The sequence below is a fragment of the Duganella paludis genome, assembly GCF_054461335.1.
Map to the genome: position 1 here is coordinate 5,101,258 of NZ_CM136922.1, position 14,202 is coordinate 5,115,459.

Sequence of the window (14,202 nt, forward strand, 5' to 3'; positions counted from 1 at the left end):
ACAAGCATTTATAATGACGCGAAGATTAATCTCGCAGGAACACCGTGAACATCAGCAACGATCTCCAAGGCATGACGCTGGCGATGGAATGGGCCGCCAAGGGCTTGTACACCACCTCGCCCAACCCGCACATCGGCTGCGTGATCGTGCGCGACGGCGTAGTGATCGGCGCCGGCGTCACGCAGCAGGCCGGCAGCGACCACGCTGAAATCCAGGCGCTGAAAGACGCGCAGGCGCGCGGCCACGACGTGCGCGGCGCCACCGCCTACGTCACGCTGGAGCCGTGTAACCACCACGGCCGCACGCCGCCGTGCTCGGACGCGCTGGTGCGCGCCGGCCTCGGCCGCGTAGTGGCGGCCATGGAGGACCCCAATCCGCTGGTGGCCGGGCAGGGCATGGCCAAGCTGGCCGCCAATGGCATCGACACCAGCGTCGGCCTGCTGGCCGATCAGGCCTATGAACTGAACATCGGCTTCTTCTCGCGCATGACGCGCGGCCTGCCGTGGGTGCGCATGAAAACCGCCGCCAGCCTGGACGGCATGACCGCCCTGCACAACGGCGCCAGCCAATGGATCACCGGCCCGGAAGCGCGCGCCGACGGCCACGCCTGGCGCGCGCGCGCCTGCGCCATCCTCACCGGCATCGGCACCGTCAAGGCTGACGATCCGCAACTGAACGTGCGCGCCGTGGAAACGCCGCGCCAGCCGCGCCGCATCGTGGTCGACAGCAAGCTTGAAATCGACCTGTCCGCCAAGATATTCGTGGGAGGCGGCACATGGATCGTCGCCGCCGTCGGCAATCCCGAGAAGGAAGCCGCGCTGCAGGCGGCCGGCCACGAAGTCATCCTGCTGCCGAACGCCTACGGCAAGGTCGACCTGCCGGCGCTGATGCGCGAGCTGGGCCGCCGCCAGATCAACGAGCTGCACGTGGAGGCGGGCGGCAAGCTCAATGGCTCGCTGATCCGCGAAGGCTGCGTCGACGAGCTGCTGGTGTATCTGGCGCCCGCTTTGATCGGCGAAGCGCAAGGCATGTTCTCCCTGCCGGCGCTGACCGACCTGACGCAGAAGAAGCAGTTGAAATTCCACGAGGTTCAGCAGATCGGCCAAGATTTGCGTATCCTTGCACGATTCACCCATTAAGAAGATTGCACAATATGTTCACTGGTATCGTCGCCGCCATCGGCAAAATTGAATCGGTCAAGTCGCTCGAAGGCGGCTCTTTCGCAGGCGTGCGCCTGGACATCAACGCCGGCGGCTTGCCATTGGCCGACGTCGCGCTGGGCGACTCGATCGCGATCAACGGCGCCTGCATGACGGTGGTGGAGAAGGACGCCACCAACTTCCGCGTCGACGTCTCGCGCGAAAGCCTGAATCTCACCGTCGGCCTCGATACGTTGACCGAAGTGAACCTGGAAAAAGCCTTGACGCTGAACGAGCGCCTCGGCGGCCACCTGGTGTCCGGCCACGTGGACGGCCTGGGCGTGGTGCGCAAGTTCGCGCCGGTGGGCGAGTCGTGGGAGCTGGTGGTGGTGGCGCCGCATCAGCTGGCCAAGTTCCTGGCCTACAAGGGCTCGATCGTGGTCAACGGCGTCTCGCTGACCGTCAACCGCGTGACCGACATCGGCGCCGGCGCCGATCTGGTGTGCCAGTTCTCGATCAACCTGATCCCCCACACCATCGCCATGACCACGCTCAAGCACCTCAAGGTCGACAGCAAGGTCAACCTGGAAATCGACCTGATCGCCCGCTACGTCGAGCGCATGGTGTCGGTGGCAGCTGCTACCGCTCAGTAACCTGAATCGTTTGTAGCGTTTACTTACATAAAAGTACTTTACCAAGTCGCCAGGGAAGTCTTACAATATTTATATTCATTTATATTAATTTTGTTAAGGTGTGAACATGAAATCCTTCCCAATTTTCAAACTGTTCTTTTGCCTTTGCCTGATGGTTACAGGCGCGGCACAAGCAGCTCCTGGGACGCATATAGTCGATTTGAGTACGTTTAGCGGGTCGCAGGGTCGTCCGGGCAACTTACTGATTACCCCGAATTACATCAGTCTCTGGGAAATCGCAAATGCGGGTGGCTATGTTAAAGACTTGGTGTCGTTTACCTGGAGTGGTGACTCCCTGCCAGGTGGAGCCACGGTGACCACCACTTTCGGGAAGGACGAACTGCCTCCAGGTTTCTTTCAGCCAGAAACCGTGTATTCGTTCAAGACCCCTTATACCGGCTTCATTTCGTTTGCGGTCGATTATGGCTTTGGTAGTTACAGCGGGATTGCAATCACCAACCTGACGGCTGTACCGGAACCTGCCACTTATGGCATGTTCCTGGCAGGCCTTGGCATTGTTGGCGCTCTGGCGCAACGTCGCCGCAAGAGCTAAGTAATTGACGGTGAGCGGCGCGCGCAGGACGCTGAATCAGTCTGAAACACTTTTCAGATAAGCAATCAACGCCAACCGCTCAGCCGCGCTCTTTACCCGGAAGTCCATGTTCTGGCCGGGGATGAATTTTTCGGGATCGCTGAGCCAGCGATCCAGCGATTTCTCGTCCCACTGCAGCTGGGCGGCGCGCAGCGCGCGTGAATAATCGTAACCTTTGATGCTGCCGGCACGGCGGCCGAACACGCCGCGATGGCGTGGACCGGTTTCGTCGGTGTCGATGGCGTGGCATTCCGAGCAACGTTTTTGCCAGAGGCGCTGCCCTTGCGCGATTTGCTGCCCGTTTTGTGCCTGCGCCGGCCCGGCCAGCAGCAGGGCTGCCAGCAAGACCGAAAATGTGGTGGTGAACATGTTGTATCCCTGGATCTGCATTGCGTTTATTTCTTATACGCAAGTACGGATCCACTGGATTCAACTTTCCTTAGTTGATGGCTGCCAGCAGTTCCGCAGTAGTCAGAATTTCGCTGGCATAGGTCGGGCCGTTGAATTCGTGCGCCGCACGCAGCATTTCGTGGGTGAAGGCGGCGGTGGCGTCTCTTACCAAAGTCACATGATATCCCAGTTCCATGGCGAAACGGCCGGTTCCTTCGATGCAAGTGTTGGCCAGTAGCCCGATCACGATCACCTGCTGCACGCCGTGCTGTTTCAGCTGCTGATCGAGGTCGGTGTTGGCGAAGCCGCTTTGCGCCCAATGTTCCTTGATCATCACATCGTCCGGCGTGGGCTGGAAGTCCGGGTGCCATTCGCCGCCCCAGCTGTCCTTGGCGAACACCTGCGCCTGCGCGCTGCGCAACTGGTAGGGCGTGGCGTGCTTCCATTTCTTGAAGTCGCCCGGTTCGGAGCGGTGGTGCGGCACGTAGAACACTTGGATGCCGGCGGCGCGCGCCTGGTCGACGATCTGTTTCATGTGTTCCAGCAGTTGCTGTTCCTTGGCGACCTTCTCCACCAGCGGCCACAGCTTGCCGCCCTGGCTGATGAAGTCGTTATAGGGATCGACCAGCAGCAGGCCGGTGTTGGACGCGGTATAGGCAGGCATGATGGCTCCTTATCGGTAGGTGCTTTGAGTATAGGCCGGAAGCGGGGCGCGGTATCTACCACCATCGGGGTGTGCCACTTTCCGGTGTAAATTTGATAATGCGCCGCATCGACCATCACGATGAGGACATCATGAAAAAACTGTTCAGCGCGGCGCTGCTGTTGTGGGCGGCCGCAGCCCAGGCGCACGAGGGCGGCATCGCCACCGGGAAGAGCAAGGCGGTCCAGGCGGACTTCGACATCTTCCACACCAAGATCACCACCGAGGGCAATGTCGCCACCTTCCACATCGCCGTGTCCGGCAAGGCGGGCGCCACGCGGCCGAGCAAGACCGGCAAGCTGGCCGGCAGTTCGGTGTTCTCCTACGTGTGGCCGACCACCATCGATCCCGCCGTGGTCGGCTTCGAGCCCAAGGCCGGCATCCTGGCCTTCGCCGTGACCGCGCACCCCGACTTCGACGACACGCCGCTTTACGATGAAAACGGCGACGGCGATCCCAAGAACGACGGCAACCTGTGGCACTCGCATTGGGTGGTGCTGGCGCCGGACGAGCAGTGTGGCAAAGGCGCGTTGAAGGTGGTCGACATTCCAGAAGGGGCCAAGCCGCGCGTGCCGAAGACCTGGCCCGGCTTCCCCATCCTGCTCGACAGCCCGGGCTGGAGTCCGATCTTCAAGGGCACCACGCTGGAGGTGAAGGTGCCGTTCGACGATATCGGCGTGGTGACCGCGTCCGGCTTCGACGGCGTGACCTCGGCGCTGCGCGTCAACGCCAGTGTGCATGCGCCGCTGCTGTGCATCGTCGACGTGTTCAAGGTCGCTTCCGGTAAGCTGACCTTGCCCGGCAAGGTCAACCAATAGCAAAAGATTGACAGGAACACCATGCGAGCCGCTGAATAAGGCGGAAAAAGCGGCTTTTGCGGTAGGGATGGCGTAAATCCTTTAAAATAGCGGGTTAATGAAATACTCTCGCTTAGCCTTGAAGGATTAAAAATGTCAATTTCCAGCACCGAAGAAATCGTCGCCGAACTGCGCGCAGGCCGCATGGTGATCCTGGTCGATGAAGAAGACCGGGAAAACGAAGGTGATCTGGTGCTCGCGGCGGACTTCGTCACGCCGGAAGCCATCAATTTCATGGTCAAGCACGCGCGTGGCCTGGTCTGCCTGACGCTGACTGAAGAACGCTGCGACCAGCTTGAGCTGTCGATGATGTCGTCCCGTAACGGCACCGCTTTCGGCACCAACTTCACCGTGTCGATCGAAGCGGCCGAAGGCGTGACCACCGGCATTTCGGCCGCCGACCGCGCCAAGACCATCCAGGTCGCCGTGGCCAAGGATGCGCAGCCGTCGGACATCGTCCAGCCCGGCCACATCTTCCCGCTGAAGGCGCAAAAAGGCGGCGTGCTGATGCGCGCAGGCCATACCGAAGCCGGTTGCGACCTGACCGCCATGGCCGGCCTGACGCCCGCCTCGGTGATCTGCGAGATCATGAAGGACGACGGCAGCATGGCCCGCCTGCCGGACCTGCTGGAATTTGCCAAGGAACACAACCTGAAGATCGGCACTATCGCCGACCTGATCCACTACCGCAGCCGCAACGAGTCGCTGGTTGAAAAAGCCGGCGAGCGCACCCTGAAGACGTCCCACGGCGACTTCCGCATGATCGCCTACCGCGACAAGCCGAGCGGCTCGGCGCACCTGGCGCTGGTGCACGGCGAGATCGAAAAAGGCAAGGAAACCCTAGTGCGCGTGCACCAGCCGGTGTCCATCCTCGACATCCTGGAATCGGAAGCGACCACCCACTCGTGGAACCTGTCGTCGTCGATGGCCGCCATCAAGGCCGCCGACAGCGGCGTGATCGTGCTGCTGAACTGCGAGGAAACCGCCGAGCAGTTCTTCACCCAGTTCGACGCCCTGTGCAAGCCGGAAGAATCGAAACCGAAAGGCCGCGCGGCCAGCATGGACCTGCGTAGCTACGGTATCGGCGCGCAAATCCTGCGCGAAGTCGGCGTCTGCAAGATGCAGCTGCTGGCCAGCCCGCGCAAGATGCCGTCGATGACGGGCTTCAACCTGGAAGTGACCGGCTACGTCGCCAAACCGAACTAATTCAACCAACATATATAAGAGGCCATCATGACCGTAGGAAGCTACGAAACCAACCTGAACGGTGAAGACCTGCGCATCGGCGTGGTACAAGCCCGTTTCAACGAAGACATCTGCCACGGCCTGCTGTCCGCCTGCCTGGCCGAGCTCAAGCATCTGGGCGTGGCCGACGAGGACGTCCTGCACGTCACCGTGCCGGGCGCGCTGGAAGTGCCGCTGGTGCTGCAGAAGATGGCCGAGTCGCAGCAGTTCGACGCGCTGATCGCGCTGGGCGCCATCATCCGTGGCGAAACCTACCACTTCGAACTGGTGTCGAACGAATCGGGCGCGGGCATCACCCGCATCGGCCTGGACTATGGCATCCCGATCGCCAACGCCATCCTGACCACCGAGAACGACGAGCAGGCCGAAGTCCGCATGGCCATCAAAGGCGCCGACGCCGCGCGCGTGGCCGTGGAAATGGCCAACCTGACCATCGCTCTGGAAGAGCTGAGCCAGGACCAGGGCGACGACGAGTAATCAACAAGCACTATATAAAACAGGTAGAACCATGAACGAGAAGACTTTGCACGCCAACCCCAGCAAGAACCGCACGCCGCGTCACCGCGCGCGCGAGTTCGCGCTGCAAGGGTTGTACCAGTGGCTGCTGAATAACGAATCCGCCTCCACGGTGGTCAACCACATCCGCGGCGCGCACGGCTTCGAGAAGGCCGACGCCGACCACTTCACCGTGCTGCTGAACGGCGCCATCGGTTCCTCGGTGGAGCTGCGCGAGAGTTTTGCGCCGCTGGTCGACCGTGGCATCTCCGAGCTGTCGCCGATCGAGCACGCCGTGCTGCTGATCGGTGCTTACGAGCTGAAGAACAACCACGAGATTCCATACCGCGTCGTCATCAACGAAGCGGTGGAACTGACCAAGTCGTTCGGCGGTATCGACGGCCACAAGTACGTGAACGGCGTGCTGGACAAACTGGCCGCCCAGCTGCGTCCGGACGAAGTTGCTGCCGACAAGAAGCGCTAAGCGTCTTTCGGTATCGTTGAAAGCCACCCACGGTAGCGTGCGGTGGCTTTTTTTATTTATGGGTTGACCGGGGAGGGGGATGGTGGTCAGAATTGCTTTTCAGATAATTCTGGGGCTCCATCATCGAATTGCACACACCAGGCTGGCGCCGGCGCGGCTGGCTGGCGCTGATCGGCGGCGTTCACTTGCTGGCATTCATGGCGTGGAAACCGCCCCTGCGGCCGCTGGCGGCCTCGGTGGAGCCCCATGAGCCGATTACCTACATTCTGACGCCATTCAAGCCGCTACGGCGGCCTGAGCCGGGCCAGCCGCCGCCGAAGAGCGCAACTGCGCCGCGCGCCAGGCCGGAGGCGATCACAGTGCCGCCGGCGCCCAGCCAGACGCCCGAGCCGGGGCCGATAGCCGAGGTGGTGCGAGAGGCCGAGCCGGCAACGTTGCCGCCCGATCCGTTTGCCGCACCGGCCAAGCCGCAGGACGACCTCAAGCAAAGTTCAATCAAAGGTGCGGCGGCGGCCGACCGGCAGCTTCGCAAGGAAGCCTGGACCCAGCGCGACAGGAAATATGTCAACGATGAAACCGCGTTGGCAACTGCCATCGGCAAGGCCTACAAAGGTGGTTCAGGTGGCGCGATAGGGGAGTTCACGACGCCGGACGGCAGCCGCGTGACCAAATGGCGCCTGCCGGGCGGCAGCGTGGTCTGCTACTACAAGGACTCCAACGCCTTCAGCGGCGGCCGTGACCCGTTCCGCGACACCGGGCGGGTGACCGTGCGCGCCTGCCCTGGATAACATGGACGAAAAAAAACCACGTGTGCTGCAGCGCGCTTGCGCGCCGCATGCCACGTGGCTTGTTTGAGGGGATTACAGGCCGGCGATTTGCGTATCGCCCACCGACTTCTCGGCCACCGCGACCGGCGCTGCCGGTTTCGGCTGTACAGCTGCCATCACAGGGGTGATGGTCGGCACTTTCTTGCCGGCGGAGACTTGCTTCAGGCGGTTGTATTCGGCCAGAACGCGCGAACCGTAACCATCATCGGTTTCAAACGCCGCTGCGCCCACATAGCTTTTCAGGCCGGCTTCCACCGAACCGCCACGGGTGACGTAATCCTTCAGGATCAGCGAACCGACGCGGATGTTGGCGACCGGGTTCAGCGCGGCTTGCAGGCCGCCCATGTCCTGGAACTTCTCATGGTGCACCTTCGACATGACTTGCATCAGGCCTTGCGCGCCCATCGGGCTTTCCGCGAACGGATTCAGGCCGGATTCGATCGACATCACCGCCAGGATCAGCAGCGGATCAAGCTTGATCTCGCGGGCCGTCAGGTAGGCGGTCGATACCAGCATGTTGGCGGCGTCGCCGGCAACGCGGTAACGCTTGGACAGCCAGGTGGTTACCCATTTCTGCTGCTTCTCAGTGCCCAGCAGGGCTTTTTCTTCGGCCGACAGCTGTGCATTGGCTGCGGTGGCCGTGCCGGAGGCTGGCGCCTCCATCAGGGCCGTCAGCGGTGGTGCGGTGACGGCGACGGCTTCCAGTTCCGGTGCGCCGTTCAGCGAGTCGCTGAGGGCTTTGGCCAGGTCTGGACGGACAAACAGTACTGCCATAACGACTAAAGCGGTCACACCCACAATGGTCAGGGTGTGCTGGGCGGTGGTCAAAACGCCCTTTGCCGAAATGTTCGACGTGGTGAACCACGCGACTGGCTGGCGAGCCATGGTGCGGGCAAACGTGGTTGCCCCGGTGATGCGATTAATCATAGAATTTCCCCTGAAATGACCGTAAAAGCGATACCCCGCCAGCGTCAATACGCAGCTAAACAGGTGCTAATGCCGTGCATCAGAAATATCTCGTTCGTCGCCGCTGTAGGGAGCGTGCGAGAACGCCATCATTGCTTGCTCGTTGCTGATCTCTTCCTCGGAAGTCAACCAGAATGCAATACAACTATTTTCGGGGAGGAAGGCAGACGCCTTTCGAAAACACTCCTTAAAATGTCATGTGGAGCCCCGACTCCGTGAATGAATGAGCGGCAACAAAAGCCAGACCTCATCAAGTAGGGTGGATTGTAGAAGGCGTTTTATATCAAGTCAATACTAACACCGGACGTCTTTATAACTTTTAAATCTAGAATTTTGCCTTGCGTCCAGCGTAAAACCAATAAAATCAATCACTTGACCTGTATTTTTAAACAGTACGCTTTAATGTAAGAAAATATTAAAAACCGATGAAATATTCCGATCTACGAGATTTTATTTCCCAGCTGCAACGGATGGGCGAACTTAAGCCCATTTTAACCCCCGTTTCGCCACATTTAGAGATGACCGAGGTGTGCGACCGCACCTTGCGCGCCGGCGGACCGGCTTTGCTGTTCCAGAATCCGACCGGCCACAGCATGCCGGTGCTTGGTAATCTGTTCGGCACGCAGCGCCGCGTGGCACTGGGCATGGGCGCCGACAGCGTCAGTGAACTGCGCAAGATCGGCCACGTGTTGTCGCGCTTGAAAGAGCCCGAGCCGCCGAAGGATTTCAAGGACCTGATGGGCCTGGGCTCGCTGGTGAAAGCCGTATGGGATATGGCGCCCAAGGAATTGCGCGGTGCGCCGTGCCAGGAAATCGTGTGGGAAGGCGCCGATGTCGATTTGTCGAAATTGCCGATTCAGCATTGCTGGCCGGGCGACGTGGCGCCTTTGATTACCTGGGGCCTTGTAATTACCAAGGGTCCTAATAAGAAGCGCCAGAATCTCGGCATCTATCGCCAGCAGGTGCTGGGGCCGAACAAGGTCATCATGCGCTGGCTGGCGCATCGCGGCGGCGCGCTCGACTTCCGCGAGCACGCCATCCAAAGCAAAGGGAAGCCTTATCCTATCTGCGTCGCTTTGGGGGCGGACCCCGCTACTATATTAGGTGCGGTGACGCCGGTGCCGGATTCGTTGTCGGAATATCAGTTCGCCGGCCTGCTGCGCGGCAGCCGCACCGAGCTGGTCAAGGCCATCGGCAGCGAACTGCGCGTGCCGGCGTCGGCCGAGATCGTGCTGGAAGGGCATATCTATCCGGACGAGAACCATCCGACCGGATATGAGCATGCGCTGGAAGGGCCCTACGGCGATCACACTGGTTATTACAATGAGCAGGATTACTTCCCGGTGTTCACCATCGACCGCATCACCATGCGGCGCGATCCGATTTATCACTCGACTTATACCGGCAAACCGCCGGATGAGCCGGCCGTGCTGGGCCTGGCGCTGAACGAGGTGTTTGTGCCGCTGCTGCAAAAGCAGTTCAGCGAGATCACGGATTTCCATCTGCCGTCCGAAGGTTGCAGCTACCGCATGGCGGTGGTGCAGATCAAGAAGCAGTACGCCGGCCACGCCAAGCGCGTGATGTTCGGCGTGTGGAGCTTCCTGCGCCAGTTCATGTACACCAAGTTCATCATTGTGGTGGATGAAGACGTGAACATCCGCGACTGGAACGAGGTGATGTGGGCGATCACTACCCGCGTTGATCCTACCCGCGACACCACGCTGGTGGACAATACGCCGATCGATTACCTGGACTTTGCCTCGCCGGTAAGCGGCCTGGGCAGCAAGATGGGCATCGACGCCACCAACAAGTGGCCCGGCGAAACCACGCGCGAATGGGGCACGGTGATCACCATGTCGCCCGAGGTGAAAACACGGGTGGATCAAATTTGGCAGGAGTTGGGCCTGTAAGGTATAATGATTGCTGGCGGGCCCCTGCGCATTGTGGCATGGTCAACCTGGTCAGGTCGGGAACGAAGCAGCCACAGCCGTTCACCATAAGTGCCGCAGATCAGGCTCGCCTCCTTCTTCAAGAGAAAAGCTCCCGTAAGGGAGCTTTTTTTTGCTTATTCGCTGTCCAATTCCGCCTCGTAAGGCCGCTCGGACGCCACCATCAGAGGATTCTCCTTGAGCCAAGCCGATTCCGGCTTCAGGCGGATCTGGTTCTTGGCATCGGTGCTGTAAGCGGTGCCGCCCACCTTCAGCTGCGCCGGGTGATGGAACTTGAACACCACCACCTTGACGCTGGGCGCGAACATGCTCAGCGCGCCGGCCATTTTCTTGATCGCCTGGTTCATCTGGCCGATACTGCCCATCACCGGCGCGTAATTCCATTGCAAGCCTTCCGGCAGCGGCGCGACGGCGTCGTAGCCGACCTGCGATTTTTCTTCCTTCGGCAGGCTGGTCAAGATCTTGGTGTCGTCGCTCATCCACTTGGGATTGGGTACCAGCGTGATGCGGTAGTCCGGCGACAGCGCAGGCAGCGGCTGGCGCTCGCCGCCGCTCACCACCGTCAGCACCACGTCGGCCGGCTTGATGTTCTTGTTCTTCGGCTTCACGGTCAGGAAGAGGTTGATCTTGTCGCGCTCGGCGGCCGGTAAGGCGTAGAACTTGTCGAGGCGCAGGTCTTCCACCAGCTTCTTATAAGGCACCCATTCGCGCTCGTCGGCCTGGGCGGTGAGGGACAGCAACAGCAGGGGAATGAGGGCAATGTTTTTCATTTTTTACATGTTAAAAGAAAAACAAATTGTAGGGCGAATTCGTAGACTTACCTAATCGAGTCTCGACTTGTTACAATTGCCGCTTTGGCACCCGCTATCTACGGTAAAATCCCAGCATGTCCTATCAAGTCCTCGCCCGTAAATACCGCCCCCGGAACTTCGAAACGCTCGTCGGTCAGGAGCACGTGGTTCGCGCGCTGACGCATGCTTTGCATAGCGGCCGGCTGCACCACGCCTATCTGTTCACCGGCACGCGCGGGGTCGGCAAGACCACCTTGTCGCGCATTCTGGCCAAGTCGCTCAATTGCGTGGGCGTGGATGGCAACGGCGGCATCACCGCCACGCCGTGCGGCGTGTGCGAAGCCTGCACGGCGATCGATGCGGGCCGCTTTGTCGATTACATCGAGATGGATGCAGCGTCCAATCGCGGCGTCGACGAGATGGCGCAGTTGCTGGAGCAGGCGGTGTATGCGCCGACCAATGCGCGCTTCAAGGTCTATATGATCGATGAGGTGCACATGCTGACCAACCACGCCTTCAACTCGATGCTGAAGACGCTGGAGGAGCCGCCGGAGCACGTCAAGTTCATTCTGGCGACCACCGATCCGCAGAAGATTCCGGTGACCGTGCTGTCGCGCTGCCTGCAGTTCAATCTGAAGCAGATGCCGCCGGGTCATATCATCGGCCATCTGGAAAATATTCTGGGGCAGGAGGGCATCACCTTCGAGCAGCCGGCCTTGCGTTTGCTGGCCACCGGCGCCCATGGTTCGATGCGCGACGCCTTGTCGCTGACCGATCAGGCGATTGCCTATGCGGCCGGCGCGGTGACGCTGGATGCAGTGCAGGGCATGCTGGGTGCGCTGGACCAGTCTTATCTGATTCGCTTGCTCGATGCGCTGGCGGCGCAGGATGGCGCCGATCTGTTGGCCGTGGCCGATGAGATGGCGACGCGCAGTCTGTCGTACAACGGCGCTTTGCAGGATTTGGGCACTTTGCTGCACCGGATCGCGCTGGCGCAGACCGTGCCGACCGCGCTGCCCGAGGATTTGCCGGAGTACGCCGACGTGGTGCGTCTTGCCGCCGCGTTTGATGCGGAAGAGGTGCAGCTGTATTACCAGATCGCTGTGCATGGCCGCAATGAGCTGGGTCTGGCGCCGGATGAATATGCCGGCTTCTCGATGACCTTGTTGCGGATGCTGGCCTTTCGCCCCGGCGTAGGCGGGGCGGACGGACAACCTGCGGCCGCTCCGGCGGTATCGCGCCAGGCGGCGATGGCTTCGGCCCGCGCTGCGGTGGGTGCCGCGCCTGCGCGCGCGGCCGCCAATGTGCAAGCCAACCACGCCAGCATGGTGCCGCCTTCGGTCGTCGCCGGTGCTGCAGCGATGGCCGCCGCTGCCGCCGCGCCAGCACCAGCATCAGCCCGGCCGCCAGTCGCTGCCGTTCCCGCCGCGCCGATGGCGCCGGCAGCTCCGGCCACTGCGGCCGGCATGCCGAACGCATCGCCAGCGGCTGCATCGCCAGCCCATGCAGCCGGCACCTCGAGCGCGCCGACGGCCGCCGCATCGCCAGCTCATGCAGCCGCCACGCAGAGCGCGCCGCCGGCCGCCGCCGCACCGGCGCCTGCTCCGGCCGTGCCAGCAGCACCGGCAGCACCAATTAGCACCGCGCGCGCTGCGATCAACGCCGCACTGGAAGCCGCACGCGCAGCGTCGCGCCCAGGCGCACGCACGCACGCCGCAGCCAGCGCGCCAGCCGCGTCGCCAGCCGTCGCGCAGCCGCCTGCTCACGCGCCCGCAGCCGTGCCGCAGGCTCCGGCCGCCGCCCACCCGCAATCTGTCGCGCCGCAAGCGCCGACGGCTGCCTACACGCCGTCTGCTGCGCCGCAAGCATCTGCTGCCTACACGCCGCCAGCCGCGCCGAGCGCCATCGCGCCGGCTGCACCGTCGCGTCCAGCGCCTTGGGAAGATATGCCGCCCGCAGCGGAAGCCGACGGCGGCGCAGCAGTTCTGGAAGCGTCTGTCCGCGTCGCGCCGCCGGTCGCCGCACCGCAGTACGTCGCTCCGGCGCCGCAAGCCAAACAACAGCCGGTCGCCGCTGAAGACGACCTGCCACCCTGGGTAACCGAATTTTCCGACGACAGCGCAGTCGCCGCCTCGTCGGCGCACCCGTACGCCCCCGAGCCGGCATCGCAAGCACCTATGCAGGCATCCGCAGCGGCTCAGGCCAACGACCCGCACGCCATCGCCATGCCGGCGCGCGCCGCACCCGCGCCTTCCAAAGCGCCATACGAATACGTCATCAAACCGGTGCCGGAACTGAACTGGGACGGCAACTGGCCCGCAGTCGCGGCCGCGCTGCCACTGCGTGGCACGGCCCAGCAACTGGCCATGCAGGCCGAGATGGTCCAGTGCTACTTCGAAGGCAACGCCGCCGTGTTCAACCTGCGCGTGCCGATCGAAACCTGGCGCACGCCCGGCAACATCGAAAAACTGACCACCGCCTTGAGCGAGCGCTTCGGCCGCATCGTGCGCGTGGACAGCGAACTGGGCGCCGTCTGGTTCACCGCCAGCGCCGAGGCCCAAGCCTACCGCGAAGCCTGCCAGCGCGCCGCCGAGGAAACCATCGCCAACGATCCCTTTGTGAACAGCATGATCCGCGAACTGGATGCCTGGGTCGTCCCAAGCTCCATCGTGCCGCCGCAGACGGCAGCCGTCGCTGCCAACTGATCGCCTCTTTAATTTACCGAAACACGGAGAACTCCACCATGATGAAAAACCAATTGGCCGGCCTGATGAAACAAGCCCAGGCAATGCAGGACAACATGAAGAAAGCCCAGGAATCGCTGGCGCTGATCGAAGTCGAAGGCCAATCGGGCGCCGGCCTGGTCAAGGTCACCATGACCTGCAAGAACGACGTCAAGCGCGTGCAGATCGATCCATCGCTGCTGGCCGACGACAAGGACATGCTGGAAGACCTGGTCGCCGCCGCCTTCAACGACGCCGTGCGCAAGGCCGAAGCCACCGCCGCCGAGAAAATGGGCGGCCTGACTTCCGGCATGAACCTGCCGGCCGGCTTCAAGATGCCTTTCTAAGG

General features: G+C 61.9%; 15 protein-coding genes and 1 other RNA gene. 12 read left to right on the forward strand and 4 right to left on the reverse strand.

All coding sequences use genetic code 11. The annotated features are described in order from the left end of the window. Positions 1 to 44 precede the first annotated feature (44 nt). The 3 genes from ribD (at position 45) to ACXZ1M_RS22515 (ending at position 2,384) form a co-directional block, all read left to right on the forward strand. Positions 45 to 1,139: a bifunctional diaminohydroxyphosphoribosylaminopyrimidine deaminase/5-amino-6-(5-phosphoribosylamino)uracil reductase RibD gene (gene ribD, locus ACXZ1M_RS22505; protein WP_459049841.1), complete on the forward strand. Its 1,095-nt coding sequence runs from the start codon at positions 45 to 47 to the stop codon at positions 1,137 to 1,139. Positions 1,140 to 1,153: 14 nt separating this feature from the next. Next, positions 1,154 to 1,792 carry a riboflavin synthase gene (locus tag ACXZ1M_RS22510; RefSeq protein ID WP_459049842.1) on the forward strand — a complete coding sequence of 213 codons (639 nt, stop codon included), beginning with the start codon at positions 1,154 to 1,156 and terminating at the stop codon, positions 1,790 to 1,792. Positions 1,793 to 1,898: 106 nt separating this feature from the next. After that, positions 1,899 to 2,384 (forward strand): FxDxF family PEP-CTERM protein, encoded by a 486-nt coding sequence (locus ACXZ1M_RS22515; protein WP_459049843.1) that lies wholly within the window; start codon positions 1,899 to 1,901, stop codon positions 2,382 to 2,384. A gap of 36 nt (positions 2,385 to 2,420) precedes the next feature. Here ACXZ1M_RS22515 and ACXZ1M_RS22520 read toward each other — a convergent pair whose 3' ends face one another. After that, on the reverse strand, positions 2,421 to 2,792 hold the full coding sequence (locus tag ACXZ1M_RS22520) for a c-type cytochrome (protein WP_459049844.1): 372 nt from the start codon (positions 2,790 to 2,792) through the stop codon (positions 2,421 to 2,423). Between the two features lie 70 nt (positions 2,793 to 2,862). Continuing rightward, positions 2,863 to 3,477 carry a cysteine hydrolase family protein gene (locus ACXZ1M_RS22525; protein WP_459049845.1) on the reverse strand — a complete coding sequence of 205 codons (615 nt, stop codon included), beginning with the start codon at positions 3,475 to 3,477 and terminating at the stop codon, positions 2,863 to 2,865. A gap of 131 nt (positions 3,478 to 3,608) precedes the next feature. Here ACXZ1M_RS22525 and ACXZ1M_RS22530 point away from each other — a divergent pair, with 131 nt between their 5' ends. The 5 genes from ACXZ1M_RS22530 (at position 3,609) to ACXZ1M_RS22550 (ending at position 7,385) form a co-directional block, all read left to right on the forward strand. Then, on the forward strand, positions 3,609 to 4,334 hold the full coding sequence (locus ACXZ1M_RS22530; protein ID WP_459049846.1) for a hypothetical protein: 726 nt from the start codon (positions 3,609 to 3,611) through the stop codon (positions 4,332 to 4,334). A 132-nt stretch (positions 4,335 to 4,466) separates the two neighbouring features. Continuing rightward, positions 4,467 to 5,579, forward strand: a complete 1,113-nt coding sequence (ribBA, locus tag ACXZ1M_RS22535; protein WP_459049847.1) for a bifunctional 3,4-dihydroxy-2-butanone-4-phosphate synthase/GTP cyclohydrolase II — start codon at positions 4,467 to 4,469, stop codon at positions 5,577 to 5,579. A 27-nt stretch (positions 5,580 to 5,606) separates the two neighbouring features. Then, positions 5,607 to 6,095 (forward strand): 6,7-dimethyl-8-ribityllumazine synthase, encoded by a 489-nt coding sequence (ribH, locus tag ACXZ1M_RS22540; protein ID WP_373991285.1) that lies wholly within the window; start codon positions 5,607 to 5,609, stop codon positions 6,093 to 6,095. 31 nt (positions 6,096 to 6,126) lie between these two features. After that, positions 6,127 to 6,597, forward strand: coding sequence for a transcription antitermination factor NusB (gene nusB, locus ACXZ1M_RS22545; protein WP_459049848.1), 471 nt, complete (start codon positions 6,127 to 6,129; stop codon positions 6,595 to 6,597). A 128-nt stretch (positions 6,598 to 6,725) separates the two neighbouring features. Next, complete coding sequence (locus ACXZ1M_RS22550) at positions 6,726 to 7,385, forward strand: hypothetical protein (RefSeq protein ID WP_459049849.1); 660 nt, start codon at positions 6,726 to 6,728, stop codon at positions 7,383 to 7,385. A gap of 72 nt (positions 7,386 to 7,457) precedes the next feature. Here the strand turns inward: ACXZ1M_RS22550 and ACXZ1M_RS22555 are convergent, their stop codons facing one another. Further along, the gene (locus tag ACXZ1M_RS22555; protein WP_459049850.1) at positions 7,458 to 8,351 is read right to left on the reverse strand and encodes a transglycosylase SLT domain-containing protein; all 894 of its coding nucleotides are present in this window, start codon (positions 8,349 to 8,351) and stop codon (positions 7,458 to 7,460) included. Between the two features lie 464 nt (positions 8,352 to 8,815). Between ACXZ1M_RS22555 and ubiD the strand changes: the two genes are divergently transcribed. Both ubiD and ffs read left to right on the forward strand, forming a co-directional pair. Next, a complete protein-coding gene (gene ubiD, locus ACXZ1M_RS22560) occupies positions 8,816 to 10,300 on the forward strand; it encodes a 4-hydroxy-3-polyprenylbenzoate decarboxylase (RefSeq protein ID WP_373991289.1) in 1,485 nt (494 codons plus the stop codon). Positions 10,301 to 10,315: 15 nt separating this feature from the next. Then, positions 10,316 to 10,414, forward strand: an RNA gene (gene ffs, locus ACXZ1M_RS22565) — signal recognition particle sRNA small type. Between the two features lie 41 nt (positions 10,415 to 10,455). On the opposite strand, the gene ACXZ1M_RS22570 is transcribed toward ffs, so the two are convergent. Further along, positions 10,456 to 11,109, reverse strand: a complete 654-nt coding sequence (locus ACXZ1M_RS22570; protein ID WP_459049851.1) for a hypothetical protein — start codon at positions 11,107 to 11,109, stop codon at positions 10,456 to 10,458. A 116-nt stretch (positions 11,110 to 11,225) separates the two neighbouring features. Here ACXZ1M_RS22570 and dnaX point away from each other — a divergent pair, with 116 nt between their 5' ends. Beyond that, positions 11,226 to 13,835: a DNA polymerase III subunit gamma/tau gene (gene dnaX, locus ACXZ1M_RS22575; protein ID WP_459049852.1), complete on the forward strand. Its 2,610-nt coding sequence runs from the start codon at positions 11,226 to 11,228 to the stop codon at positions 13,833 to 13,835. Between the two features lie 38 nt (positions 13,836 to 13,873). Beyond that, positions 13,874 to 14,200: a YbaB/EbfC family nucleoid-associated protein gene (locus ACXZ1M_RS22580; RefSeq protein WP_373991292.1), complete on the forward strand. Its 327-nt coding sequence runs from the start codon at positions 13,874 to 13,876 to the stop codon at positions 14,198 to 14,200. Positions 14,201 to 14,202 lie beyond the last annotated feature (2 nt).